21 protein-coding genes, 1 tRNA gene and 2 pseudogenes are annotated in these 24,530 nt (G+C 67.7%); 16 read left to right on the top strand and 8 right to left on the bottom strand.

The window, feature by feature from the left end; translation table 11 throughout:
* Nucleotides 1–252 precede the first annotated feature (252 nt).
* Entirely contained in the window at nt 253–747 is a 495-nt protein-coding gene (locus tag NA8_RS02425) for a hypothetical protein (RefSeq protein WP_063048684.1), read from the top strand.
* Nucleotides 748–764: 17 nt separating this feature from the next.
* Here the strand turns inward: NA8_RS02425 and NA8_RS02420 are convergent, their stop codons facing one another.
* A complete protein-coding gene (locus NA8_RS02420) occupies nt 765–1,931 on the bottom strand; it encodes an FAD-dependent monooxygenase (RefSeq protein WP_063048683.1) in 1,167 nt (388 codons plus the stop codon).
* Nucleotides 1,932–2,018: 87 nt separating this feature from the next.
* On the opposite strand from NA8_RS02420, the gene NA8_RS02415 reads away from it, so the two are divergent.
* On the top strand, nt 2,019–2,720 hold the full coding sequence (locus NA8_RS02415) for a TetR family transcriptional regulator (RefSeq protein WP_063048682.1): 702 nt from the start codon (nt 2,019–2,021) through the stop codon (nt 2,718–2,720).
* Between the two features lie 72 nt (nt 2,721–2,792).
* Complete coding sequence (locus NA8_RS02410) at nt 2,793–3,497, top strand: helix-turn-helix domain-containing protein (protein WP_063048681.1); 705 nt, start codon at nt 2,793–2,795, stop codon at nt 3,495–3,497.
* Between the two features lie 126 nt (nt 3,498–3,623).
* Here the strand turns inward: NA8_RS02410 and NA8_RS02405 are convergent, their stop codons facing one another.
* From NA8_RS02405 to NA8_RS02395, 3 genes are all read right to left on the bottom strand, one after another.
* Nucleotides 3,624–4,028, bottom strand: a complete 405-nt coding sequence (locus tag NA8_RS02405; RefSeq protein ID WP_084466452.1) for a VOC family protein — start codon at nt 4,026–4,028, stop codon at nt 3,624–3,626.
* 54 nt (nt 4,029–4,082) lie between these two features.
* On the bottom strand, nt 4,083–4,496 hold the full coding sequence (locus tag NA8_RS02400) for an arsenate reductase ArsC (protein WP_040868829.1): 414 nt from the start codon (nt 4,494–4,496) through the stop codon (nt 4,083–4,085).
* 577 nt (nt 4,497–5,073) lie between these two features.
* Nucleotides 5,074–5,985: an oxygenase MpaB family protein gene (locus tag NA8_RS02395; RefSeq protein WP_062969478.1), complete on the bottom strand. Its 912-nt coding sequence runs from the start codon at nt 5,983–5,985 to the stop codon at nt 5,074–5,076.
* Nucleotides 5,986–6,096: 111 nt separating this feature from the next.
* On the opposite strand from NA8_RS02395, the gene NA8_RS02390 reads away from it, so the two are divergent.
* Entirely contained in the window at nt 6,097–6,843 is a 747-nt protein-coding gene (locus NA8_RS02390) for an SIR2 family NAD-dependent protein deacylase (protein WP_063048679.1), read from the top strand.
* 30 nt (nt 6,844–6,873) lie between these two features.
* Here the strand turns inward: NA8_RS02390 and NA8_RS02385 are convergent, their stop codons facing one another.
* Both NA8_RS02385 and NA8_RS02380 read right to left on the bottom strand, forming a co-directional pair.
* The gene (locus tag NA8_RS02385) at nt 6,874–8,172 is read right to left on the bottom strand and encodes a D-arabinono-1,4-lactone oxidase (RefSeq protein WP_063048678.1); all 1,299 of its coding nucleotides are present in this window, start codon (nt 8,170–8,172) and stop codon (nt 6,874–6,876) included.
* 54 nt (nt 8,173–8,226) lie between these two features.
* On the bottom strand, nt 8,227–8,907 hold the full coding sequence (locus NA8_RS02380; protein ID WP_063048677.1) for a TetR/AcrR family transcriptional regulator: 681 nt from the start codon (nt 8,905–8,907) through the stop codon (nt 8,227–8,229).
* A 117-nt stretch (nt 8,908–9,024) separates the two neighbouring features.
* Between NA8_RS02380 and NA8_RS02375 the strand changes: the two genes are divergently transcribed.
* The 11 genes and pseudogenes from NA8_RS02375 (at nt 9,025) to NA8_RS02325 (ending at nt 21,881) form a co-directional block, all read left to right on the top strand.
* On the top strand, nt 9,025–10,524 hold the full coding sequence (locus tag NA8_RS02375; protein ID WP_063048676.1) for an MFS transporter: 1,500 nt from the start codon (nt 9,025–9,027) through the stop codon (nt 10,522–10,524).
* Nucleotides 10,525–11,230: 706 nt separating this feature from the next.
* Nucleotides 11,231–11,593: a DUF190 domain-containing protein gene (locus NA8_RS02370; protein ID WP_063048675.1), complete on the top strand. Its 363-nt coding sequence runs from the start codon at nt 11,231–11,233 to the stop codon at nt 11,591–11,593.
* The gene (locus tag NA8_RS02365; RefSeq protein WP_157106478.1) at nt 11,590–11,880 is read left to right on the top strand and encodes a fluoride efflux transporter CrcB; all 291 of its coding nucleotides are present in this window, start codon (nt 11,590–11,592) and stop codon (nt 11,878–11,880) included. Before NA8_RS02370 ends, NA8_RS02365 begins: the two co-directional genes overlap by 4 nt.
* A 47-nt stretch (nt 11,881–11,927) precedes the next feature.
* Nucleotides 11,928–13,571, top strand: coding sequence for a phosphoglucomutase (alpha-D-glucose-1,6-bisphosphate-dependent) (pgm, locus tag NA8_RS02360; RefSeq protein ID WP_063048673.1), 1,644 nt, complete (start codon nt 11,928–11,930; stop codon nt 13,569–13,571).
* A pseudogene (locus tag NA8_RS02355) lies at nt 13,561–14,739 on the top strand (MFS transporter); the annotation flags it as partial. The gene pgm and the pseudogene NA8_RS02355, both read left to right, overlap by 11 nt.
* Before the next feature lie 582 nt (nt 14,740–15,321).
* Nucleotides 15,322–16,035 (top strand): DsbA family protein, encoded by a 714-nt coding sequence (locus NA8_RS02350; protein ID WP_063048672.1) that lies wholly within the window; start codon nt 15,322–15,324, stop codon nt 16,033–16,035.
* 717 nt (nt 16,036–16,752) lie between these two features.
* A tRNA-Ala gene (locus NA8_RS02345) sits at nt 16,753–16,825 on the top strand.
* Between the two features lie 263 nt (nt 16,826–17,088).
* Entirely contained in the window at nt 17,089–18,135 is a 1,047-nt protein-coding gene (locus NA8_RS02340) for a ferritin-like domain-containing protein (RefSeq protein ID WP_157106477.1), read from the top strand.
* A gap of 107 nt (nt 18,136–18,242) precedes the next feature.
* Entirely contained in the window at nt 18,243–18,983 is a 741-nt protein-coding gene (locus NA8_RS02335; RefSeq protein WP_063048671.1) for an SDR family oxidoreductase, read from the top strand.
* Between the two features lie 64 nt (nt 18,984–19,047).
* Nucleotides 19,048–20,781: an L-aspartate oxidase gene (locus NA8_RS02330; protein WP_063048670.1), complete on the top strand. Its 1,734-nt coding sequence runs from the start codon at nt 19,048–19,050 to the stop codon at nt 20,779–20,781.
* 176 nt (nt 20,782–20,957) lie between these two features.
* Nucleotides 20,958–21,881: an RNA polymerase sigma-70 factor gene (locus NA8_RS02325; protein WP_063048669.1), complete on the top strand. Its 924-nt coding sequence runs from the start codon at nt 20,958–20,960 to the stop codon at nt 21,879–21,881.
* Nucleotides 21,882–22,116: 235 nt separating this feature from the next.
* Here NA8_RS02325 and NA8_RS35870 read toward each other — a convergent pair.
* Nucleotides 22,117–22,188: pseudogene (locus NA8_RS35870) on the bottom strand (hypothetical protein); the annotation flags it as partial.
* A 156-nt stretch (nt 22,189–22,344) separates the two neighbouring features.
* Between NA8_RS35870 and NA8_RS35865 the strand changes: the two are divergent.
* The gene (locus NA8_RS35865; RefSeq protein WP_063048668.1) at nt 22,345–22,806 is read left to right on the top strand and encodes a hypothetical protein; all 462 of its coding nucleotides are present in this window, start codon (nt 22,345–22,347) and stop codon (nt 22,804–22,806) included.
* Between the two features lie 830 nt (nt 22,807–23,636).
* Here the strand turns inward: NA8_RS35865 and NA8_RS02315 are convergent.
* Nucleotides 23,637–24,476 (bottom strand): LysR family transcriptional regulator, encoded by an 840-nt coding sequence (locus NA8_RS02315; protein WP_063048758.1) that lies wholly within the window; start codon nt 24,474–24,476, stop codon nt 23,637–23,639.
* Nucleotides 24,477–24,530: the final 54 nt, after the last annotated feature.

Here is a 24,530-nt window from a genome sequence, read left to right as displayed (position 1 = left end):
GGGTAGCCCACGGACGTTTGGACTGCGAGCCGATTGCCCGAATGTCGGCAGAGGTCATCTCAAGGAATCTGCAATTCAACCCTATTTCCTTCTCTGCGGGGCGCTTTCGGGCAATTGCGGCCCAATTGCCGATTTATCGGCGTGTATCCGAGATTTTCCTCCTTTCCGTTGACATGCTCAGTGCCTGGCTGCTCCGAACCAACCGCCTGATGAGTGGGCGCGACGAGAGGTCCGACTGTGAAACTGAGCTGGATGGCGATTCCCGCGCTGGTCGCTGCCGCTGTGTCCGGATGTTCCGACGACACCTCGGCGAGTGAGGCGGCGACCGCGACGAGTGCCGCCGCCGCCCCGAACGCTCCGGCGACGACGACCGGGGTGCGCGACGAGGAAGTGGCGGACGGCGGTATCCGAATATTGCTGGGCGAATCGAAGAAAGTTCCGGTGCCCACCGATGTGGTGCTCGATATTCGAGCGCCAGCCGCTTGGGGACAGGCTGCCAACGGCATTCGCTGCACGGTGACCGACAGTTCCGGGCGGAATGAAGATCTGCGCTCGTCGGACGCGAAGAAGACCGAGACGTTCGGCGGGACGGAGTGGGTGACGGTGTGGACGTTCTCCTCGGTGCCGAACAGCGACGTCACCGTGGGTTGCCGGGACCCGGAATCGAAGATCGCCGCGGACCATCGTGAGCCGTACCTGCGCGTCGTGCCGCGCGTGATCGTCCCGATCGCTGCGCCGCAGCGCTGATCCCGCAGGCCACCTGCTCAGTCGGCGCGCACGGCGACCGGCCGGTAGACGCGGGACGCCAGGGTCTGTAGCACCATCAGGCGGGTCAGCTGGTTGCGCAACCAGATGTGGCCGCCGGTGGCCGGTATCAGCATGGAACTGCTCGCCCGTACCGAGCGCTGTGCCCGCAGCACCGTGGGACGCAGGGCTTGTTCATAGCGGCGGAAGGCGATCCGGTGGTCGCCGCCCGCGGCGGCGAGTTCCGTCGCGAGCAGGTGTGCGCCTTCGATGGCCAGTGCCGCGCCCGCGCCGGACAGCAGGGTCGCGCAGTACCCGGCGTCACCGACCAGGGCGACCCGTCCGCTCGACCAGGCCGGCAGGCGGACCTGGCTCACCGCGTCGAAGTAGAAGCCGTCGTCGGCCGTGGCCTGATCGAGCAACGCGGGCACCTGCCAGGCTCGGTCGTCGAAATACGCGCGCAGCAGGGCTTTCTGGGCGTTCTCGTCGCGGTGGTCGACATCGAGCACGCGAGTCTCCCGGAAGGCGAAGAACGCCGTGGCGCCGTCGTGCGCCCCCGATCGGTAGACGCCCGCCACCTTTCCCGGCGTGTTGTAGAGCGTCACCGAGCGCGGGCGTCCGAGACCTGCGTCGACGCGGGCGGTGGCGAAGTACATGCCGAGGTGATGCAGTGCGTCCGACTCCGGTGTGACGGCGAGATTCCTGGTTCGCGAATGCAATCCGTCGGCGCCGATGACCAGATCGAACTCGGCCTGCTTGCCGCTGTCGAAGGTCACCTCGACGGCGTCCGGGCGCTGGGTGATCGCGGCGATCGAATCGCCGAACGCGAACTCGACGTCGTCGGCGGTCGCCTCGTACAGCACCTGGGCCAGGTCGCCGCGCATGATCTCGATGTCGCCGTCGGCGTTGAAGGTGCGCGTGCTCATCCCGGCGACGCGGCGATCGGTGGCGTCGACGAATGTCAGCTCGCGGATGTCGGTGGCCAGCCCGCGCAACCGTGGCAGTATGCCCATCCGCTCCGCGAGCCGTACCGAGGACCCCCGGATGTCGACGCCGTTGCCGCCCGGGCGCAGTGCCGGGCTCCGCTCGACCACTGTGGGCCGGAAGCCGTTGCGCGCCAGCCAGTACGCGAGCGTCGGTCCGGCGATGCTCGCGCCGGAGATGAGAATGCGGGGTTGGTGCGCCATGGGTGCCTCCGTGGTATCGACTGACCGTTGGTCAGTCAGAAATGTAAGGCACTGACCATCGGTCAGTCAACGGGTAGGATCCGAGGCGTGAGCGACGACACGACGACCCGCGCGCGCATCCTCGAGGTGGCCATGGACCTGTTCGGCACGCATGGTTATCACCGCACCTCGGTGCGCGCGATCGCCGAGCAACTGGGCATTTCCAAGGCGGGGGTGCTCTACCACTACCCGAGCAAGTACGACATCCTCGCGGGCTTGGCGGAGCCGTTCCTCGCGGCGATGGAGCGTACCGTCGCCGAGGCGGGCGATCCCGATCCGTGCGAGGCGCGCCGCCGGGTGATCGAAGGGTTGCTCGACGTCTTCCTCGCTCATCGCTACCTGTTGCGGCTCAACGTCCGCGATTTGGCGCTGGCCGCTCCCGGCAGCATCTTCGAGCGATTCAGCAAGGTCATGATGCAGGCGAACATCCTGGTCGCGGGACCGGACGCCAGCTTCGCCGAGCGTGTTCGCGCCACCCAGGCGGTGGCGGGGCTCAGTGACCCGGTGGTGCTGTACGCCGAGGCTCCGGTCGACCAGTTGCGTACGGAGGTGCTGGAAGGGGTGCGCCTGTTGCTGGCGCCCACGGACCGGACTCCTCCGGCAACCGTGTCCAGGGGAAGGCCGGTGGCGCTGACTCCACAGCAGGTCGAGTTCGCACGGCGGCAGCACGACGTGGAGGGTCGCGGCGTCGCCGAAATCGCACGGGAGCTGGGTGTCTCCCGTGCGACCCTCTACCGGTATCTTAAATAGCGACTTATTTTGAGACGATATTTTTGAGACGCCGCCTACGCGCGGTCGCAGGTCCGGAGTAGCGTCGGTGTCATGAACGATGTCGCCTACCGCGAGCGTCCATCGTGGTACGACGGCGCCGTGCTGTGGATCAAGACCGTCCACGGCGGTGGCGCGGCGCTGCCGGTGCTGCCCGACGGCTGCATGGATCTGATCTGGATGGACGGCCGGTTGGTCGTCGCGGGGCCGGACACCCGCGCCCACCACCCCGGTGGAATCGCGGGTGATCGGTACGTCGGGGTCCGGTTCTTTCCGGGTACCGCGCCCGCGTTGCTGGGCGTTCCGGCGCGCGAGTTGCGGAACCGGCGGGTCGAATTGGCTCAACTGTGGCCATCGGCTGTGGTCCGGCCGCTGGTCGATCGGATCGCGGCCGCCGACGATCAGGCGGCAGCGCTGGAACGCATCGTGCAGCGGCGCGCGGCCGCGACCGAACCGGCCGATCCGCTCATGCGGAAGGTGGTCGGCGCGCTCGACGCCGGATGGCCGGTGGCGGCGGTCGCCGACGCGGCCGGGCTGGAGGAACGGACCTTGCACCGCCGTTCCCTGGACGCCTTCGGCTACGGCCCGAAAATGCTTGCGAGGGTGTTACGTCTGCAACGCGCGCTGGCAGCGGCACGCAGCGGCGTGCCGCTCGCCGACACCGCGATGCGGGCCGGATTCGCCGACCAAGCGCACCTGTCCCGCGAGGTGCGCGCGCTGGCGGGAATTCCGTTGAGGCGCCTGCTCGCCAAGCCTTGACCGCGTCGATGTGCGCGTGGGCTGGTCCCGTTCCCGGGGCGGATGGACCGGTCGAGATGGCGTACGCAGCGGATTTCGTCGGGAAGCGTGCTCGGGTCCGTCTCGCGCCGTGAGGGTGGAGGTGGTTCAGCTGCTTATGGCCGGAACAGCGGCGTACAGGTCGACGCCGTTGCCATCCGGATCCTGCACCACCGCGTAGCGCTGCCCCCAGAACGCGTCCCACGGTTTCAGCTCGCCGCGGTACCCGGCATCCACGAGTTCGGCGTACACGGCGTCGACTTCTGTCGGATCTTCGCAGCGAAAAGCGATTCCGATACGGCCCGCGCCGGTCGGGGGTTTCCACCCGGTGTGGAACGACTCGATGACGGCTTCGGTGTCCAGTGTGAGCCGCATGCCGTTGGGCAGCGCCGCCTCGGCGTGCCCTTCCCGCTCGGAGCCCTCCGGGAAGGCGAGCCCGAGGCGGCGGTAGAAGGCCACCGAGGCGGCCATATCGCTGACGACGATGCCGATGACGTCGAGTTGTGGTGTCATACCCGCAGCGTAGGCAGTGGCGTGCGGGCGCGTCTTGAACGAATCGGACAGCGCCTAGCGCGCGGGCGCGGGGACCAATTCGGCGATCAGGTTCTCCACCAGGATGCGGATATGGTCGCGGATCGTGCGCACCACATCGAGGGACTGGTCGGCGGGGTCCGGCAGCATCCAGTCGCGGTAGCTGATGCCGGGGAAGAACGGGCACGCGTCGCCCGCGCCCATGGTCACCACCACGTCGGAGATGCCGATCGCGTCCATCGTGAGCGGCTTGGGAGCATGGCCGGAGATGTCGATGCCGATCTCGGCCATGGCGTCCACCACCGTGGCGTTCAGGGCCTCGGCCGGCGCGCTGCCCGCCGATCGCACGTCGAACCGGTCACCCGCCAGGGCGGTGAGGAACCCGGCAGCCATCTGCGAGCGGCCCGCGTTGTGCTCGCAGACGAACAGCACACTGGGCTTGTGGGACATGGGAACGCCTTTCGATGTGCAAAGTGGAGCATAAGTGTGCTGGCCGTCCGGCCGCGGTGAACCGAAACGCTTTCGTAGCGTACGAGATACGTATACCAGCGCGCCGCGAGGCGTTACGGCGCGCCGTGCTGTCGCGGGTGCGCGCATACGGCGACCGCAGGTCACAGGCCCGAATCCGTTATCGCGCAGCGTTGGCAGTGCCTCGGGCCGCCGGAGCATCGGAGTGGACTGCACGGTAGTGCGACGAGGGCGTACGGCAAGACGTCACCGGACAGTACGCCACCAGTACCCGCGTATTCGAAGAGGTTGTCTTACGAGGAATGACGCCGTGCACAGGGCGCCGCATCGCCGCGTCGCGCTCCGCTGCTGAGGAATGCGTCGCGCGTTCGGCGCTGTCAGGGCGGCGCGGTTCGACCGCTACATCGCATCGCGAAAGACCGGCTGCGAGTTCGCGCCGCCGACACGCGTACCCCGGTCGACGAGGGTCGACCGGGGTACGGGCAGTGTCGGCGAATGGGATCGGATCGCCCCACCCCACCGGCGGTGGTCACCCGGAAACTGGTTTTCCGGGATCGTGTCAGATCGGGCGCAGGTCGATCATCTTGCGCAGCCGCTGCCGGTCGCGCTCCAGGCGGCGTGCTTCGTAGGCGATCGGGAAGTAGCGCAGGCGCTCCGGCAGCAGCGGAACCAGTCGCGCGATCAGCCAGCCGAGCACGCGCAGCTTGCGTTCGTCGGCCGCGGTCCAGGTCAGTCCGAGCTTGCGCCGCGCGACCTCGGGCGTGGTGCCGACCGTCACGAAGTACTGGAGCCAGCCGATCGGCGCCACCGCCGCCTTCCACGCGGGACGCAACGCGCGCGGCAGCTGCTTCGGCGGAGCGACGGAGCGGATGACCCGCAGGTAATCGCGCGCGGTGTCGGTGGCGACCAGGTGGTTGGCGACGGTGTCTTCGAAGAACTTCTCGAATTCGGTGTAGTTCGCGGGGATCTCCTTGGGCGCCACCGAGAAATTGCGCAGCAGCTGCAACGTCTCCTGGAAGTACGCCTCCTTGTCCGCCGCGGTGAGCGGTCGCTTGGCGAAGTACTTGGCGCTCTCGGTGAAGGCGAAGGTTCCGGTGTGCAGCACCCAGGCCCACGGTGCGCTGGACAGCGCGGTGTGCCGGACGCCATTGGCGTCGGTGGTGTTCAGCGACGCGTGCAGTTCGCGCAGGCGGTCGGCCTCGGCGAGCGCTTCCTCGCCGCCGTAGACCCACATCATCACCGACGCCAGGCTGCGCATCGCGCGGCCCATCGGATCGGTGCGGAAGGTGGAGTACTCGTCCACCACCGCGGAGATGGTCGGCTCCATGGTCTGGAGCAGGAAGGCCGAGCCCGCCGTGAGGGAGAAGGTGACCAGACCGGTCTGCTCCCACATCTGGGTCCCCGGTTCGATCGGGCGGCGGGGCGGCAGCGTTCGCGCGCCGGTGGATTCGCGTGCGACGGACGCGGTCATCGTGATCTCCCTTGATCGGCCGAACTCAATACAATGAGATGATAACCCTACAAGTCTCTCATCGTCTATCCGTGATCGGCGATCCCCGCGCTGCCCTTAAGCTGTGCGGATATGACGACCGAGTGGCGCAGTCGTAGCGGCCGGATCGGGGTGCTCACGGGAGCGGGCATCTCCACCGATTCCGGTATCCCCGATTTCCGCGGCCCGCGTGGGGTGTGGACGAAGGATCCGATCGCCGAATTGCTGTCGACCTATCAGAACTATGTGGCCGACCCCGGCTTGCGGGAACGCGCCTGGCTCGCCAGACGGGACAATCCGGCCTGGCAGGCCGTACCCAACGCCGCGCACAACGCCCTCGCCGACTTGGAGCGCGCCGGGCGGGTGGTCACCATCATCACCCAGAACATCGATCGCCTCCATCAGCGGGCGGGGTCTTCGCCGGACCGGGTGATCGAGATCCACGGCAACATGTTCGAGGTGGTCTGCATCGAATGCGACTACCAGACCTCGATGTCCGCCACCTTGGAACGGGTGGCCGCGGGTGAGCCCGACCCGCCGTGTCCCGGCTGCGGCGGCATCCTGAAGTCGGCCACCGTGATGTTCGGTCAGCAGATGGACCGCCGCACCTTGACCAAGGCCGCGCTCACCGCGCAGACGAGCGACATTTTCCTGGCCGTCGGAACGTCGTTGCAGGTCGAGCCCGCCGCGTCGATGTGCTCCATCGCGGTGGACAACGGCGCGGATCTGGTCATCGTGAACGCTGAGCCGACGCCCTACGACCACATGGCCACCGAGATCATCCGCGAACCCATCGGCACCGCCGTGCCCCGCCTGGTCGCGGAGATGCTCGCCTCGTGACCGCGGCGGCGCGCTTCCCGTGAGCCGGGTTCAGCCGACCGGGCCGAGCACCCGGTCGAGGTAAGGATTGGCGAAACGGCCTTTCGGGTCGAAGCGCCGCCGCACCTCGGCGAACCGATCCCAGTCGGGATAGCGGTCCCGCAGGGTCGCCGCGGTCTGGAAGTGGCGTTTGCCCCAGTGCGGGCGGCCCTGGTAGCGGTCGAACACCGCTTCGCAGGCGCGGAAGTACGGCTCGAAGTCCATGCCCCGGTATTGGTGCACCGCGATGTAGCAGGTGTCCCGGCCGCCTGCCGGGGACAGGAACGCGTCGTCGGGTGCGACCCACCGCACCTCGATGGGCATCGGGGTGTCGAAGCGCGTGGTCAGTTCCTTGATCTCGCGGATCGCGTCGACGGAATGCGCGCGCGGGATGGCGTACTCCATCTCGGTGAAGCGGACCAGGCGGGGCGAGGCGAACACCCGATAGGAGCGGTCCACCTGACGCCGGTAGCTGCCCGCGTAGGCAGCGCTGCGCTGGATGAAGGGGACCAGGCGCGGTTGCCTGCGGCTCAGTCTGCACAGCGTGTCGAACAAGTGATTGGACATCAGGATGTCGGCGAACCAGCCGACCGCCTTGGGGCGCGGCTGCTCGGGCAGGGTCACGCGGTTGTTGCGCTTGGTCATGGCCAGCGGACTGTGCGCGAACATGTAGAACTCGAAATGGTCGTTGCCGTCGACGAACGAATCCAGGTCCGCGAGCACCTCCTCCACCGGGATCGGCCGTTCGACGCCCTCCAGGACGAACGACGGCGCCATCCGCAGGGTCACGGCGGTGACGACCCCCAGCGCTCCGATGCCGACCCGCGCCGCCCGCCAGCCGTCGGGATCGGTGTGCTCGTTCAGTTCCACCCGGGTGCCGTCCGCCTGCATCAGTTCCAGCGAATGCACCGCGGCGGAGAGGTTCTGCAAGGTGGCGCCGGTGCCGTGGGTGGCGGTGGCGATGGCGCCCGCGACGGTCTGCACGTCGATGTCGCCCAGGTTCGGAAAGGCGAGGCCGTGCTCGTGCAGGGCGGTGCTGGCCGCGTTCAGGCTGATGCCCGCCTCCACCCGCACCAGGCCGCTCGCCCGGTCGACATCGAGGACGCGGTTCAGCTTCGCCAGGCTCAGCAGCGTGCCGTCGGTGAGGACGGCGTCGGTGAACGAATGGCCGGTCCCGGCGACGCGCACCGTCCGGCCGGCGGCTTCGGCGTCGGCCAGCAGGCCGGCCACTTCCTCGATGGAGCGCGGCGTGGCGATGATCGCGGGCGCGCACTGCTGGTCGCCTGCCCAGTTCACCCACGAATTGGTCATGTGACCAACTTTACGGGAGTGAACGTGACCTGCGCTACTTACGGTGCAATTTCGCTACCGCTTGCGCCAGCCGCAGGTCAGGTGCTGCTTGGCCTGCTCGACCTCGTCGTCGGTCAGCGGTGGGATGTCGAGATGCCTGCGCGGCGTGCCGTCGCCTCGCAAGCCGTTCAGCATGATGGCCATATACCGCTGCCAGACATCGGGATTGACCGGCTTGGCGAACTCGGCGAGCCCGTCGACCATGTGCACGAGCGCGAAGAAGTCCGAGGGCTCGATGCCGTCGGCCAACACGCCCGCGTCGCGCGCGCGAGCGCAGATCGCGGTCACGGTGGGCTTGATGCGATCGCGCACGACGGTGAACCGGTCGGTCTCGTCGTCCTCGAGTTCGAGCATCACCTCGCTGAAGCCTCGATTGGTGGCCATGTGTCTGCACGCGTATTCGAAGAATTCGACGAGTCCGAACCATGGGTCGGGATGTCGGTAGGCGGCGTCGGCCGCGTCGGCGAAATCGTTCAGGTTCTGGTCGAAGACCTCGACGATCAGTTCCTTCTTGTTCGCGAAGCGGCGATAGACCGTGCCGACACCCACGCCCGCGCGTTCGGCCACGTCGTCGAGCGTGATCTCGAGTCCGTGGTCGGCGAACAATTCCCGCGCCGCGGCGATGATGCGCTGCTGGTTGCGTGCGGCATCGGCCCGCAGACGCCGGGGTGGAGAGGCGACCGTGGCGTGATTCACACCGCCATTCTATCAACCTCCGGGATTAACCGGAGGCGTTGTCTCCGTTATCGTGATACCTTCTTCAGGTAACCGGAGGAGTCGCCTCCGTATCAAGTCTCGAGACAAAGGGGACACATGACTACCGCCATCGACCGTGGGGCCCCGGCCCCGGAGCAGACGGGAAGCGAGCGGCGCGGCTCGCACGCCCTGCGCTGGTGGGTGCTCGCCGTCCTCGGTGTCGCCCAGCTGATGGTCGTGCTCGACGCGACCGTGGTGAACATCGCGCTGCCCGCCGCGCAGGCGGATCTCGGCTTCAGCGACGGCGACCGCTCCTGGGTGGTCACCGGCTACGCGCTGGCGTTCGGCAGCCTGCTGCTGCTCGGCGGACGCCTCAGCGACCTGTTCGGCAGGCGCAACACCTTCATCATCGGCCTGGTCGGCTTCGCTGTCGCCTCCGCCATCGGTGGCGCGGCCACCAGCTTCGAGATGCTGGTCGCGGCCCGGGTCGGGCAGGGTGTCTTCGGCGCGCTGCTGGCGCCCGCCGCTCTCTCGCTGCTCACGGTGACCTTCACCGAACCGTCCGAGCGGGCGAAGGCGTTCGGCATCTTCGGCGCCGTCGCGGGCACCGGCGGTGCGATCGGGCTGCTGCTCGGCGGCGCGCTCACCGAATGGGCCTCCTGGCGCTGGGTGATGTTCGTCAACCTCGCGTTCGCGGCCGTCGCCCTGGTCGGCGCGGTGTTGCTGCTGGCCAAGCACGCGAGCACCGAGCGGCCCAAGCTCGACATCCCCGGCACGCTGGTGGTCACCGCCGGTCTGTTCGGCATCGTCTACGGCTTCTCGCACGCGGAGTCGGACGGGTGGACCAATGGCGTCACCCTCGCGTTCCTGCTCGGCGGCGCGGCGCTGATCGCGGTGTTCGCTTGGCTGGAGACCCGGGTCGCGCACCCGCTGCTTCCGATGCGGATCGTGCTCGACCGGATGCGCGGCACCTCCTACCTGACGGTGTTCGTCATGGGCATCGGGATGTTCGCGATCTTCCTGTTCCTCACCTACTACATGCAGCTCACCCTGGGCTATTCGCCGATCATGACCGGCGTCGCGTTCCTGCCGATGGTCGCCGCGATGGTGGCCTCCTCGACCACCGCGCCGTCGCTGCTGCTGCCGAAGTTCGGCCCGAAGATCGTGGTCAGCGGCGGCTTCCTGATCGCGGCGGCGGGCATGGCCTGGCTGACCCGGATCGGCTTGGACACCGGCTACGCCAGCCACATCCTGCCCGCCCTGATCCTGCTGGGTCTCGGCCTCGGCGGCGCGATGTCGACCGCCTTCCAGGGCGCCACCTCGGGCGTGCAGCACGAGGACGCGGGCGTGGCCTCGGCCATGATCAACACCAGCCAGCAGGTCGGCGGCTCGATCGGCACGGCGCTGCTGAGCACCATCGCGGCGTCCGCGGCCACCGACTACCTGTCCACCCGCGCGCCGGACCCGCTGTCCATCGCCCAGTCCGCGATCGAGAGCTACACCACCAGTTTCTGGTGGGCCACGGCGATCTTCGTGGCGGGCGGCATCCTCACCGCGGTGCTGATGCCGAGCACGGTGCCGGTGCCCGCCGAGGGAGAGCCGGTACTCGCGCACTGATCCGAGTGCGCCACCGCCTATCCGGTTGCGTACCGCACGGCCGCCGCTCCCGCGACCTCGTCGCAGGAGCGGCGGCCGTCGTCGTCGAACCGCGCGGCGCGCGATCCGCTTCGTCGGCGAGCGTGGCGAGACGCACCCGCCGTACTCGGGCCGAATCTGTGCTCCGGGATTGCCAATCGGCTGCTCCCGGCGGGAGAGTGCAGTGTCGAGGATCGACCTTCCCGTGCGCCGCCGTCGTCCGAATCAGGGTTGTCCACAATGCCGCCCGGCGTCGCGCACGACACGCGCCGCTCGTCCGCCGCGCAGGGCAAAGCGCTCCAGAATCACCATTATCGGTGCAAAATACGGGGTAAGTAGAGGTGGCGGGCTTTGCCGTGCGCGGTCCCGTTTCCGACCTACGGGGTGAAGGTCATGGGATGCTCTGCACATCGGAATTCGCGAGGATTCCAGCCGCTTCGGCGTGGGTAGCCAAGAGACTGCTGCGCACCCTTCTCGGCATCGGCGCACCCGGCGGTCGCACCACCCTCTCCACCCCTCCCGCGGGGTTCGTAGACTCCTCGGACCGGGCGCGGCGCTCCCCGCGCTCGGCCGCCTCGGGGAGTGGCGGTGGTGCGGCCGGGACGGCGGAGCCCGGCGGGCATGGCACGGTGGTTACCTGGTTCGGCTCGGCGATCGACGGGAACGGCACGACGGAAGGGGGCAGGCAATGAGTGGTTCGCAAACGGGCGCTGCCACGGCGGGACGATGGCGGCCCGCCGCACGGCTCACCGTGCTGCTCGACGAGGACGACAAGTGGCGGCACACGCCCCTGTATCACGAGATCGTGCGCCGGGCCAGGGATACCGGCCTGGCGGGCGCCAGCGTGTGGCGCGGCATCGAGGGCTACGGTGCGTCCTCGCACGTGCACACCACCCGGATCCTCGACGTCGCCGACCACCTTCCGTTGCTGCTGATGCTGGTCGACGAGCCGGAGCGCCTGCGCGCCTTCGTCGAGCGGAATGCCGAGCTGTTCGCTTCGGTCAACGTCACCTTGGCGCCGGTGGACCAGTGGCAGGAAGGCGAGCGATGACCAGACCGCGAGGCAAGCCCGCCGGATCCGCCGTAGCCCCTGTGGCCGCAGCGGGTTTCACCTCGCCGCTGCCGGTCCACGCGGCGGCCGTTACCATTGTCGGTTCGGCGCGGCTCGGCGATCTGAGCGGCGCGTCGGCGGGCCGTCGGCCGCTCGCCGCCGCGGAAGCGGGCTTCCGCACCGTGCCGACCACGTTCAGCATGTACGGCTACGAGAGGTTCCGGCGGGTGGCCGACGTGAACGACGTGGCCGTGGGGTCGGCGGTGACCGGGCGGTCGTGGACATGATCCTCATGACGAGCCGGGCGCAGCCGATACGGAAGGGAGACCCGAGCATGGCCCACGATCGAGCCGGGCGTTCCGCACGTCCCACCGATCTGGAAGATATCGCGCACCTGGTGACGGCGTACTACAGCCGTGTGCCGGACGCGGGAGATCCGGCCCAGCGGGTGGCGTTCGGAACGTCGGGACATCGCGGCTCCAGCCTGGACGGCGCCTTCAACGAGGCGCACATCCTCGCGATCACGCAGTCGATCGTGGAGTACCGCGCCACCCGGGGCATCACCGGCCCGGTCTATCTCGCCAGGGATACCCACGCCCTGTCCGAGCCCGCCTGGACCACCGCGCTCGAGGTGCTCGCCGCCAACGACGTCACCGCGGTGATCGATGCGCGCGACCGCTACACCCCCACGCCCGCGCTGAGTCACGCTGTGCTGCGCCACAATCGGGGCGGCGCCAAGCGTCAGGCCGACGGCATCGTGGTCACCCCGTCGCACAACCCGCCTCGCGACGGCGGCTTCAAATACAACCCGCCGCACGGCGGCCCGGCGGACAACACGGCCACCGACGCCATCGCCGCGCGCGCGAACGAACTGCTGCGCGACGGGCTCACCGAGGTCAAGCGCACCACGTTGCAGCGCGCGCTGGCCAGCGGCGTGGAACGTTACGACTACCTCGACTACTACATCGACGACCTGCCCAACGTGCTGAACCTGGACGCGATCCGCGGCGCGGGCATCCGCCTCGGCGCCGACCCGATGGGCGGCGCCAGCGTCGACTACTGGGAGGAGATCGGCCAGCGCTACGATCTCGAGCTCGAGGTGGTCAACCCGTTCGTGGATCCCACCTGGCGGTTCATGACCCTCGACAGCGACGGCAAGATCCGGATGGACCCGTCCTCCCGCTACGCGATGGCCTCGCTGATCGGGATCAAGGACGACTACGACATCTCCACCGGCAACGACGCCGACGCCGACCGGCACGGCATCGTCACGCCCGACGGCGGGTTGATGAATCCGAACCACTTTCTCGCGGTGGCCATCGAATACCTGGTCGCCAACCGGATGGGGTGGGATGCGCTGACCAAGATCGGCAAGACCGCGGTGACCTCGTCGATGATCGACCGTGTCGTCTCCGTGCTCGGACGCGACGTGCACGAGGTGCCCGTCGGATTCAAGTTCTTCGTTCCCGGATTGTTCAGCGGCAGCCTGGCATTCGGCGGGGAGGAGAGCGCCGGCGCGTCGTTCCTGCGGATGGACGGCACGGTCTGGACCACCGACAAGGACGGCATCCTGCTCGCGCTGCTGGCCGGCGAGATCGCCGCGGTCACCGGCCAGAGCCCGTCGGCGCGCTACGTCGAACTCGAGCGCCGCTACGGCAGCCCCGCCTACGCGCGGATCGACGCACCCGCCACCGCGGAACAGAAAGAGCTGCTCGCGAAGTTGACTCCGGACATGATCACGACGAAGGAGATCGCCGGGGAGCCCGTCACCGCCGTGCTCACCAGGGCGCGGGGCAACGGCGCGCCGCTGGGCGGCCTGAAGGTGACCACCGAGAACGCGTGGTTCGCCGCGCGCCCCTCCGGCACCGAGGACAAGTACAAGATCTACGCGGAGTCGTTCCACGGGCCCGAACACCTCGCCGAGGTGCAGACGGCCGCGGAGGAATTGGTGGGGCAGGCGCTGTCCGGTGACCGGTAGATCCAAGCCCCTGCCCAGCGAGATCTGGGTGCTGGTCGGGGGCGCGTTCGTCATCGCCATCGGGTTCGGCCTGGTCGCCCCGGTGCTGCCGCAGTTCGCCCGTGGATTCGGCGTCGGCGTGGCGGCCGCCTCGGCCATCGTCTCCGCGTTCGCGCTGATGCGGTTGCTGTTCGCACCGGTGAGCGGGCGGCTGGTGCAGCGGCTGGGGGAGCGCTCGGTCTATCTCGGCGGGCTGCTGATCGTCGCCGCGTCCACCGGCGCGAGCGCCCTGGCCCAGAGCTATTGGCAGCTCATGGTGCTGCGGTCGCTCGGCGGCATCGGATCGACCATGTTCACCGTGTCGTCGTTGGCGCTGGTCATCCGGATGTCGCCGCCCGAACAGCGCGGCCGGGTCTCGGGATTGTGGTCGACCAGCTTCCTGGTCGGCTCGGTGAGCGGGCCGCTGGTGGGCGGCGGGTTGTCCGGGCTCGGGCTGCGCTGGCCGTTCGTGATCTACGCTGTGGCGTTGTTCGTCGTGAGCGTGGTGGTGTACTTCAGCCTGCGCGATTCGGAGCTGGCCGCGCCGGAGCCGGTCGGCGGCGCCCGCATGATGTCCTTCCGCGAGGGCTGGGCGCGGCCGGAGTACCGGGCGGTGCTGCTGTCGAACTTCGCCAACGGAGCCGCCGTTTTCGGTGTCCGGATGGCTTTGGTGCCGCTGCTCGTCGTCGAGGTGCTGCACCAAGCGCCGGGGATGGCCGGCGTCGCGTTGACAGTGTTCGCCGCGGGCAACGTCACGGTGCTGTTCGCCGCGGGGCGGCTGTCCGACCGGTGGGGACGGAAACCGTTCGTGATCAGCGGCTCGCTGGTGTGTGCGGTCGGCACAGCGGGACTCGGCCTGGCCACCGACCTTCCCTGGCTGCTCGCCACCTCGTTCCTGGCGGGGGTCGGTTCCGGCATGTTCACTCCCACCCAGCAGGCGGCCGTCGCCGACATCATCGGCCCCAAGGCGCGCGGCGGGCCGGTGCTGGCCGGTTTCCAGATGGCCGCCGACCTCGGCACCGTCATCGGGCCGGTCGCCGTCGGCGCCCTGGCCCAGCAGGTGTCCTACGGGCTCGCGCTCGGCGTGACCGGCGCGCTGCTCGCTGTTGCCGCGCTCGTCTGGATTGTCGTGCCCGAGCCGCTGCGGCGGGGAGTTCCCGTTCACCTGGAAATTCCGTCCGAACGCTCCCCAGGAGCGGACGACGCCGGGCGGCAATCGGCGCGGATCGACCGTGCGCTGAACGAGGTATCCGGCGCGCCGGTCGCCGACCGTCCGGTGCCCGTGGTGGCCGAGCCCGCGGCGGTTCCGGGAGAGGGCGCGGCAGATCCGCGGACCGTGGTTGATCGGCGCGAGTCGGCGACGGACGGTGTCCGGACGGCGGCGGAGTCCGACGGACCGGCGGGCTGTCCTCCGGCCGGGATCGGCGATCGCCGCGGTGCGGTAGCCGACGCCAAACCCGTGCGGACCGCGCCGGGCACCGCGGTCGTCGACTCGGACGAGGCGGGATATCCGCCGGGGCGCCCGATGTCTCGCGGCCGACGTCGGCGGCCGGAGTGGCGTGACCGCCGCAGGCGCTGAGCTACGCGGAAACCGCCCGGAATTCCCTGGCAGGTATTCCGGTAGCCGCGCGGTAGACGGCCGTCGGATCAGTGGCCCGGCGGGGGGAACGATGATTCGTTGCGGCAGAGTGTCAATGTGAGCGAATCGCGTTCGAACTACACTCCACGGCCGATGTCCAGTGCGACCACCTACGCGCTCGGCGCGGTCGCTCTCGTGCTGATCGTGCTCATCGTCATCGCTGCGATCCGCTGGGGGCGGGATGACGCGGCCGTCCGCAACGACGGCTACGGTTCGGTACGGGACCCTGCGGTGCACTCGGTGCTCGAGCTGAACGGCTCGATCCTGCTCGGCCGCCCGGACGCGAAGAAGACCATCGACATCTTCGAGGACCCGCTGTGCCCCGGCTGCGGCAGCCTGGAGCGCATCTACGGCCAGGAGATCGCGCAGCAGATCGATGCGGGCGCGCTGGCCGTGCGCTATCGCCTGGTGAACTTCCTCGACGCCCGCTCTCGGAGCAAGGACTACTCGACGCGCGCCGTCGCCGCGAACCAGTGTGTGGCCGAAGCGGGTTCGGGGCCGGTCTACTCCAAGTTCCACACCGAACTGTTCACCACGAAGCGTCCCAGCGAAGGCGGCGCAGACCTGAGCAACGAGGAACTCGCCGCGATCGCGGGCGACGCCGGAGCCGCCGAGCCCGTGCGGCAATGCATCGCGACCGGCGCCGAGGTCGACTCCGCGCGCAGCACCGCGATGGCGCAGACGGCGGCGCTCGGCGAAGCGCTGGGCGGCTCCGCGGCCACCCCCGCGGTGTTCGACGGCACGACCAAGGTCGACACCAACGACGAGAACTGGGTGGTCGCGCTCGCCGGTTCAGTGCGACCGTAGTCGCTGCGCGCGAGTGTATAGCTGACATCCGCCGAGCACGTCCCGACCTCAGACACGGCGGACCTTCACCAGCTGCATCGACGGGTGTCGGCGGCATCCTCGGCCGCCCATGGGGGAGAGGACATAGGCGCGGTACCCGACTCACGCCCAGCTCGTACCCGGCAAGGCCGGTGATCTTGTCCTTCCGGCGTGCTCCGTCGCCGGATGCCGACTCGGCAATGTAGTCGACCTCCTCGTGATCCGGCAGCTTTCCGGCGAACGGAAGGGCCGGAACGCCGACTCCACCAAATCGACGCCCCGGCCCACTCGACGGCGCGACCCGACATCCCCAGCCCCCGAGATCGCCGCTCGCCGAGTTTTTCAGGTGGCCTGGGGCCGGGCAGCGGCTCCACCTGCCGCTGCCCGGCCCGCGCACTCGACAGCGCGATCCGGCCCCCTGTCCCTAGACCGCACCTCGAGGTGTCTCACATCCGCTCGATCCCCGTCGGGGAGTCGGACACTCGAAACGAACAAACCAGCAACCCCATCCGCTCTGGCCGTTCCGAGCGCCCGACTGGCTAGCGCCCTTCACCCTCATCGAATCGTTTCGAACATGTGTTCGATACTAAGCCCATGCGCCCGCTCTTGTCACCCCCGAATCGAGGCGATTTGGTCGCCGACATACCGTTGGTGTAACTTCATTCAAGCGCGGCCGGGAAGCCGGAGCGCAACCAACCAGGGGCTATGGCGCAGCTGGTAGCGCACCACACTGGCAGTGTGGGGGTCAGGGGTTCGAGTCCCCTTAGCTCCACAGAAATAGCAGGTCAGGCCCGGTCTAAGACCGGGCCTGACCTGTTTCATTGTGTCTGGCCCCGCGGTTACCCCGCGTTTTGGTTGGGTCGTGTTTCAGCGGCTTGCTCCCGCCGCCGGACCCGAAAACGATCGCCGTGTTCGAGCCCCGCGAGCTCGGCCCGGTGTTGCGACGGCGAGTCGCAAGTTCTTGTCACAGTTCTCCCGGACGCACTGTCCTAGTTGTCGACACCACATGAACACCTGTCGAGACGAGGTTCGATTATGGACATCAGCACGGGTCACGCCATCGAGACAATGGACGATCTGCGTCGCCATCTGCAGTGGGCGATCGAGCTCGAGCACGCGACCATACCGCCGTACATGTGCGCGCTGTATTCGCTGGAGCCGGGCGCCAATGCCGAAGCGGCACAGGTCATCAGCAGCGTATTCGTAGAGGAGATGCTGCACTTGGCGCTGGCGGCGAATCTGCTCAATGCGGTAGGTGGCGAGCCCAAGCTCGACGCGCCCGAATTGCTGCCCGCGTATCCGCATCCGCTGCCGCACGGCGATCGATCCGTACAAATACAGCTCGCGCCGTTCGGTTCCGAAGCCCTCGAATTGTTCTTGAACATCGAACGGCCCGCCTCGGCGGACGCGCTACCCGAATCCGACGGCTACCACACGATCGGGCAGTTCTACGCGGCCGTCGAACTCGGTCTCATCTCGCTGGTCGACACCCTCGGCGAGGATGCCGTCTTCTGCGGCGACCCCGGTCGGCAGATCAACGAGATGCACTTCAACAGTGGTGGCGGACAGGTCGTTCCGGTGCACGATCTGAAGTCGGCGCTGACGGCGCTGGCCGAGATCGTCGAGCAGGGCGAAGGCGCGGCGCGGACCGAGGTGTGGGACGGCGAGAAGGACGTCTTCCATCCCGATCGCGACGAGGTCGCCCACTACTATCGCTTCCTCGAACTGAAGGAAGGTAAGCGGTTCCAGCTCGGTGACACCCCGCAGTCCGGGCCCACTGGTGAACCGATCCTGTTCGACCCCAACAAAGTGCTGCCGATGCGCCCCAACCCCCGCACCGCCGACTATCCGGAAGGCAGCGCGGTCCGCCTCGCGCAGGTGGAATTCAACAACACCTACTGCCTGCTGTTGTATCTACTCGAGGACACCTTCAACGGCAGCCCGTCGCTGATGCGGGATGCGGTGGGGGCGATGTACGCGTTGAAGTCCCAAGCCCAAGCGCTCATGAAGATGCCCAGCGGTGACGGCCGCACCACCGCGGGGCCGACCTTCGAGTACGTAGCGCCGCAGGATCGAGCGTAATCGAACGGCCTCGGCACAAGCACTGTCACAAAATCACCGCCTGCCCTGTCCTTGATATAGCGGAGTTTCGCTGGCCCCGCGGCAACGTCCGAACGAAAGGAATGAGCATGAAGATCGTCGTCATCGGCGGTACCGGCCTGATAGGCTCCAAGCTCGTCGCACGACTCGGTGAGCACGGCCACCAGGCGGTTCCGGCTGCACCCAATACCGGCGTGAACTCCATCACCGGTGAGGGAGTCAAAGAAGCACTGCAGGACGCGAACGTGGTGATCGACGTTTCCAATTCTCCGTCGTTCGCCGACAACGACGTGATGGAGTTCTTCCGGACCTCCACGACGAACCTGCTCGAGGCCGCCGCCGCGGCCGGTGTCGGGCATTACGTCGCGCTGTCGGTGGTGGGTTCGGAACGGTTGCCGGATTCCGGGTATCTGCGGGCGAAGGTGGCGCAGGAGGAGTTGATCGAGGGATCGGGCCTGCCGTACTCGATCGTGCGCGCCACGCAGTTCTTCGAATTCGCCGGTGGTATAGCGGATTCCGCGACCGTTGACGGTCAGGTGCGGCTCCCGGGTTCCAGTGTGCAGCCGATCGCCGCGGACGATGTGGCAGCCGCTGTCGGCCGTACGGCGGCGGGCGAGCCGAAGAACGGCACCATCGAGATCGGGGGCCCGGAGGTCATCGCCCTCGACGAATGGATCCGCACCGTGCTGAGCGCGCGGTCGGATGCGCGCACGGTGGTCACCGATCCCGAGGCCCGGTATTTCGGGGCGGTGCCGCAGCGCGAGCTGCTGCCCGGCAGCGATGCGCAACTGGCGCAGACGCGGCTGTCGGAGTGGCTGACCAGCAACTGAACTGTTCGCGCGGGCGGCAATCGGCCCGCCCGCGCGAACTGCCCCTTCGGAAGGGAACGAATCGATGCTCACATCCGGCGAACGTCAGATCGCGACGTCGGTGCTCGTCGTCGGCACCGGCGGATCCGGCCTCCGTGCGGCGATCGAACTGGCCGAGCGCGGCATCGACGTCCTGGTGGTGGGAAAGCGGCCGAAGGCGGACGCGCACACCACCCTCGCTGCCGGCGGCATCAATGCCGCGCTGTCGACCATGGACGTCGAGGACAGCTGGCAGCAGCACGCGGCGGACACGATCACCGAAAGCTACCTACTGGCGCGGCCCGATACCGCCCAGGTCGTCGCCGAGAACGCCGCGCGCGGAATCGAGGATCTCGAGCGCTGGGGCATGCCGTTCGCTCGCGAATCCGACGGACGGATATCGCTGCGATTCTTCGGCGCGCACACCTACCGGCGCACCGCGTTCGCCGGTGATTACACCGGCCTCGAGATCCAGCGGACCCTGGTGAACCGGGCCGCGCAGCTCGGCATCCAGATCATCGATACCTGCTATGTGACCCGAATCCTGATGCGTGACAACGTGGTTTTCGGCGCCTACGGTTTCGATCTCGACAGTGGCGAGCGCTACGTGTTCCGAGCCGACGCGGTAATCCTCGCCGCCGGGGGGCACACCCGCATCTGGCGTCGCACCTCTTCCCGACGTGATGAGAACACCGGTGATTCGTTCCGGCTCGCAGTCCTCGCGGGCGGCCGGATTCGTGACCCGGAGCTCGTGCAGTTCCACCCGTCCGGGCTCATCGAACCCGAGAATGCGGCCGGGACACTGGTATCGGAAGCCGCACGGGGAGAAGGCGGCATTCTTCGCAACGCCGCGGGAGAGCGCTTCATGCGGCGCTACGACGCGGAACGCATGGAACTCTCGACCCGCGACCGGGTTGCACTGGCCGCCTATACCGAGATCAAGGAGGGTCGAGGAACCCCGAACGATGCTGTCTGGCTGGATGTTTCGCACCTGCCTCGCGAAACGATCATGCAGCGACTGCCGCGCGTCTACCAGACGATGTTGGAGCTGCAAATGCTCGACATCACTCGCGATCCGATCGAAATCGCGCCGACGGCGCACTATTCCATGGGCGGAGTGTGGGTTCGCTCCGAAGATCACGGTACCGGCGTCGAGGGCCTCTATGCGATCGGCGAGGCATCGAGCGGTCTGCACGGCGCCAACCGGCTCGGCGGCAACTCGCTGATCGAACTGCTCGTCTACGGCCGGATCGTCGGCGAGGCGGCAGCGCGGTACTCGGCCGAGCTGGTCGCACAGCGTCGGTCCCACAGTGCGCTCGTCGAGGCCCGCGCCGAGATCGATGAGCTGCTGGCGGTCGACGGGCAGGAGAACGTACGGGCCCTGCAACGCGCCGTGCGCGACACCATGACCGAGCACGCCGGCGTGGTGCGCGACGAGACCGGGATTTGGGCAGGCTTGGCCGAACTCGACGAGGTCGAGGATCGAATGACGAATATCGGCGTGCACCCCGACGCCGCCGGGTTCCAGGATCTGGCGCACGCCTTCGATCTGAAGTCCTCGGTGCTCGCGGCACGCGCCACCTTGGAAGCCGCGCTGGAGCGACGCGAAACCCGTGGCTGCCACAATCGGTCCGATTACCCTGACCTGGATCCGGCGCTGCGGGTGAACCTCGTGTGGTCCGGTCCCGGCAAGCTCGAACGCGAGGAGATCCCCGCGATCCCCGACGATATCGCCCGGCTCATGCGAGATGTATCGACGGAAGGCAAATTGGTCGAATGACGGCGTCGTGTGGGCGCACTCGACACCCGCTGTTCGGTGCTGCTCGCTCAGCGTGGTTGCTGTATGCCACGCCACCCGCGTACGGCTGGCGCGAGTAATGTCGTGGCAGATGGTGTCCGAATCGAGGCGGGGGATATGAATCACGCGATTGCCGGTGGCGCCGGAACGACCGCGCGATGAGCGGACCCGCGGGTACCGACCTGGGTAAAGCCGTCGACGATTTCTCCGCGCACAAGGGCCGGCTGTTCGGCATCGCCTACCGAATGCTCGGCACTGTTGCCGACGCCGAGGACATCGTCCAGGACGTCTGGGTGAAGTGGCAGTCCTACGCCGACCGCGATTCCGTGCGTGATGTGGAGGCGTTCCTCGTCACCATGACCACCCGGCAGGCGATCAATGCCACGCAGACGGCGCGGGTCCGCCGGGAAACCTATATCGGCCCGTGGCTGCCCGAGCCCGTGGACACCAGTGCTGATCCCTCGCTCGGCGCGGAGCGCGCCGCGGCATTGGAAACCGCGGTACTGGTCGTCCTGGAGAAGATGACGCCGACCGAGCGGGCGGCGTTCGTCCTGCGGGAAGCTTTCGACTACCCCTACGGCCGGATCGCCGAAGTCCTCGAAATCAAGGAACCAGCCGCGCGGAAGCTGGTGAGCCGGGCACGCCAGGCCATCGAGTCCGACCGGCAAGTATCAGTCGACACCGTGCATCAGCGTCGTCTGCTCGCTGCCTTCTTGAATGCCGCGCGCGCCGGTGAATTCGATGAACTCGAGGCGCTTTTCGCCACCGATGTCGCCAGCTACTCCGACGGCGGCGGCGCGGTGCGCAATGCCTCGCGCATTCCGGTATTCGGACGGACGCGCGTGGCGAAGTACGTGGCCGCGTTCGCCTCACACTTCTGGACGGGGGTCGCCATCGACTGGGTCGACGCCAACGGTCGCGCGTCGGTAGTGATCAGCCGCGACGGAGCCCCCATCGCCTGGCTCGGGGTCGGTGCGGCCGACGACGAGACGATCGACCGGCTCTACTGGGTGTTCAACCCCGCAAAGCTCGGTCATATCGCCCATGTCGTCGCTGTTCCGGGGGACTCCGCCGCGCCGTGAAACATCATCGGCCCCTGGTTCAGCGCCTGCGGCACCCACGAATGGCGATCGTCGAGAAAACCACGGTCAGCGTCACCGTCTACGTCAGCGCCGCTGCATTCGTGATGGTGAGCTGTGCGAGTCAAGGTTCAGATATGGTGCGACCGAGATCGTCTTTATTCGGGCCGACTGTTGACCTCGATCGATGCCGTAGTTGATTTTCTGGCCGTTCCGCACGGGCCCATCGGCCGGTTCATCAGCTTTCTGCGGCAGCCCGGCCGGCAGCGCGCCCGGAGAAAATGCAGCCACCGAGGAAGGTTCCTTCCAGCGGATCTCGGCTCTGTGGGATACCGGTCTGCTCAATCTTCGGTTCGAAAGGGGACCACAATTCGGCCCGCTGGGTCTGCCTGAAAGCCTCAGTAAGAGGCGGTTCGAGCCAGCGCTCACCCCTCAAGATCTGGCCGACGCCGGTGGTGCTGTCGCGGTGTACATCAGCTCGGCGAACTTCACCAACCTCGGGCCGCGCAAGGGATCGGCACCCCGGCTGGCTCTGACCGATCTGGGAGCGCGTCGCAAGGTCATCAACACTTATGACCGGATCCGTAGATGGTGGGCGATGGGCGAATACGTAGAGCGGTGGAAAGACGTTACATCCGAGGTGCCTGCGTACTTGATCGGTGTCACCGGACCGCCGGCGCGCCGTTGGGTGTGGGGAGCGATCAACCTGGACTCGAAGGGGTGGGGCGACTCGCGGGAGTCGGATGGTCTCTACGAGCTTCCGACAGTGATCGCTGGCGAGAAGGTGTCGGTCCGTGATCTCGATGCCGGCAGTCTTCGAGGCCGGCTCATCGCGGAAGGCGAGGTCGGCGGCCGGGTTATGGATAACGGTCGACGGCAGTTCAACAAGATCAGGGCTGAGTACTTCGATGTGATCCCGACGACGTAGAGGGCACGCGGTGTACACGTGTTGACCGCGCCTGGACGGATACCTCGGCGTTGGCGGACGCTCGTCGTGAACCCTCGGGCCTGACCCGGCGAACGGCGCCCGATCCGCCGAGGCCCGGGATGTCACCGATCATCGTGGAGCCGCACATCGACAGCGATCGTCTTCGCCGGACAGCTCGGCTGTGCTGACAGCAGTCTGACGATCTCGAGGAGCAATCTCGGCCGTCCCGATGGAGACTTGAGCTGGCCCCCCGATTACCCCGCACTTTCGTCGCCGAGATGGTGTCTGGTGCTGCCGATGGATGACCGCCCGCGGATCTGAGCGACATTGGCGACGCCTCGTGTTCCCCTGATCAGGCCCCCCTTTTGGCGTCGCTGCCAATCTCAGTCGTAGTGGATAGGGACGCTGCGGTGCCGTCGGTGGAATTTGACGTTCTGGCTACCGGTCATTGGGGTTAGATGCACGGCGCGGGGTCCCTCGACGGGGCCCGAGTGGAAGCCGTACTGCCCGGTCCTGGCCGAAGTGTCTGCAACTCGGAGTGTAATCCCCTGTCGCTGAATCTAATTCGCTGCAACTGACGCCGATCGATCTGGCCACATCTGTCGAGTATCGGAGGAGATCGTTGGTGTGGACGTTGAACTTCGATCCTCCCCGGCCCGATGAGCTCATGACGCTCTACGTGGGGGTCAGGGGTTCGAGTCCCCTTAGCTCCACAAAAACACTAGGTCAGGCCCGGTTTCTAACCGGGCCTGACCTGTTTTGTTTGGCCCGACCCCACGGAAACCCCACAGTTTGCATTCTGGTTTGTATCGGATGGCCCGGTGTGTCGGTTAGAGGCGCGTCGCGGTGTGGACGAGGTCGGCAACGGCTTTGGATCTGCTGTGTGGTGGCCAAGCGATGACGGTCGTGACGGCCGGTGCGTCTGGCACGGGCACGACGGCATGATCGTCGCGCAGCTGGGTTCGCAGCGACTCGGGCACGACCGCGCAGGCCAGTCCGAGCGCGATCAGTTGGAATAGTTGGGTATGGTCGCGCACCTGCGGGCCGGGGCCGTCCGGATAGCTGCCATCCCGTCCAGGCCAGCGGGGCAGGGGCAGGTTCGTCAGGGTGCTGACCTCGGCCAACGGCACATGCGCCCGGTTGGCGAGGGGATGCCCGGCAGGCAGGACCACGACCTGCTGTTCGGTGTGCAGATCCTCGGTGTCGAATCCGGCTGTCGTGTCGTAAGGCCGGTGGAGCAGAGCAACGTCGGCACGCCCGTTGCGCAGCAGACTTTCCGGCTGGCCCGGCCCGCACAGCATCACCTCGACTGCCACGGCGCCCGGTTCGGCGGCGTAGGCGTGCAGCAGCTTCGACAACAGTTCGCTGGACGCTCCGGCCTTGGTGGCCAGCACCACACCGGGATGGTCGGTCGCGGCACGGCGGGTTCGCCGCTCGGCGGCTTCGACCGCGTCGAGCGCGATCCGGGCCTCCCGCAGCAGCACCGCCCCGGCCTCGGTCAAGGCGATGGCGCGAGCGGTGCGGTGCAGCAGGACGACTCCGAGCCGCCGTTCGAGCTGCTGGATGGCTCGCGATAGTGGTGGTTGCGCGATCGCGAGCCGTTGTGCCGCCCGTCCGAAGTGCAACTCCTCGGCCACGGCGACGAAGTATCGCATCTCCCGCGTCTCCACCAGGTCATGGTATCCGGCGATGACCACGACCAATACCCGTGCGGTATCGCCGCC

The sequence above is a fragment of the Nocardia arthritidis NBRC 100137 genome (assembly GCF_001612765.1).
Classification (GTDB): domain Bacteria; phylum Actinomycetota; class Actinomycetes; order Mycobacteriales; family Mycobacteriaceae; genus Nocardia; species Nocardia arthritidis.
Note: the sequence above shows the minus strand (reverse complement) of the source record. Positions and strands in the feature narration are given on the sequence as shown.

Excerpts from the sequence above, each read along its gene's own strand:
- NA8_RS02425 (WP_063048684.1), top strand. The coding sequence starts at position 253 with ATGGCGATTCCCGCGCTGGTCGCTGCCGCTGTGTCCGGATGTTCCGAC.
- NA8_RS02420 (WP_063048683.1), bottom strand. The coding sequence starts at position 1,931 with ATGGCGCACCAACCCCGCATTCTCATCTCCGGCGCGAGCATCGCCGGA.
- NA8_RS02410 (WP_063048681.1), top strand. The coding sequence starts at position 2,793 with ATGAACGATGTCGCCTACCGCGAGCGTCCATCGTGGTACGACGGCGCC.
- NA8_RS02405 (WP_084466452.1), bottom strand. The coding sequence starts at position 4,028 with ATGACACCACAACTCGACGTCATCGGCATCGTCGTCAGCGATATGGCC.
- NA8_RS02400 (WP_040868829.1), bottom strand. The coding sequence starts at position 4,496 with ATGTCCCACAAGCCCAGTGTGCTGTTCGTCTGCGAGCACAACGCGGGC.
- NA8_RS02395 (WP_062969478.1), bottom strand. The coding sequence starts at position 5,985 with ATGACCGCGTCCGTCGCACGCGAATCCACCGGCGCGCGAACGCTGCCG.
- NA8_RS02390 (WP_063048679.1), top strand. The coding sequence starts at position 6,097 with ATGACGACCGAGTGGCGCAGTCGTAGCGGCCGGATCGGGGTGCTCACG.
- NA8_RS02385 (WP_063048678.1), bottom strand. The coding sequence starts at position 8,172 with ATGACCAATTCGTGGGTGAACTGGGCAGGCGACCAGCAGTGCGCGCCC.
- NA8_RS02375 (WP_063048676.1), top strand. The coding sequence starts at position 9,025 with ATGACTACCGCCATCGACCGTGGGGCCCCGGCCCCGGAGCAGACGGGA.
- NA8_RS02370 (WP_063048675.1), top strand. The coding sequence starts at position 11,231 with ATGAGTGGTTCGCAAACGGGCGCTGCCACGGCGGGACGATGGCGGCCC.
- NA8_RS02365 (WP_157106478.1), top strand. The coding sequence starts at position 11,590 with ATGACCAGACCGCGAGGCAAGCCCGCCGGATCCGCCGTAGCCCCTGTG.
- pgm (WP_063048673.1), top strand. The coding sequence starts at position 11,928 with ATGGCCCACGATCGAGCCGGGCGTTCCGCACGTCCCACCGATCTGGAA.
- NA8_RS02350 (WP_063048672.1), top strand. The coding sequence starts at position 15,322 with ATGTCCAGTGCGACCACCTACGCGCTCGGCGCGGTCGCTCTCGTGCTG.
- NA8_RS02340 (WP_157106477.1), top strand. The coding sequence starts at position 17,089 with ATGGACATCAGCACGGGTCACGCCATCGAGACAATGGACGATCTGCGT.
- NA8_RS02335 (WP_063048671.1), top strand. The coding sequence starts at position 18,243 with ATGAAGATCGTCGTCATCGGCGGTACCGGCCTGATAGGCTCCAAGCTC.
- NA8_RS02330 (WP_063048670.1), top strand. The coding sequence starts at position 19,048 with ATGCTCACATCCGGCGAACGTCAGATCGCGACGTCGGTGCTCGTCGTC.
- NA8_RS02325 (WP_063048669.1), top strand. The coding sequence starts at position 20,958 with ATGAGCGGACCCGCGGGTACCGACCTGGGTAAAGCCGTCGACGATTTC.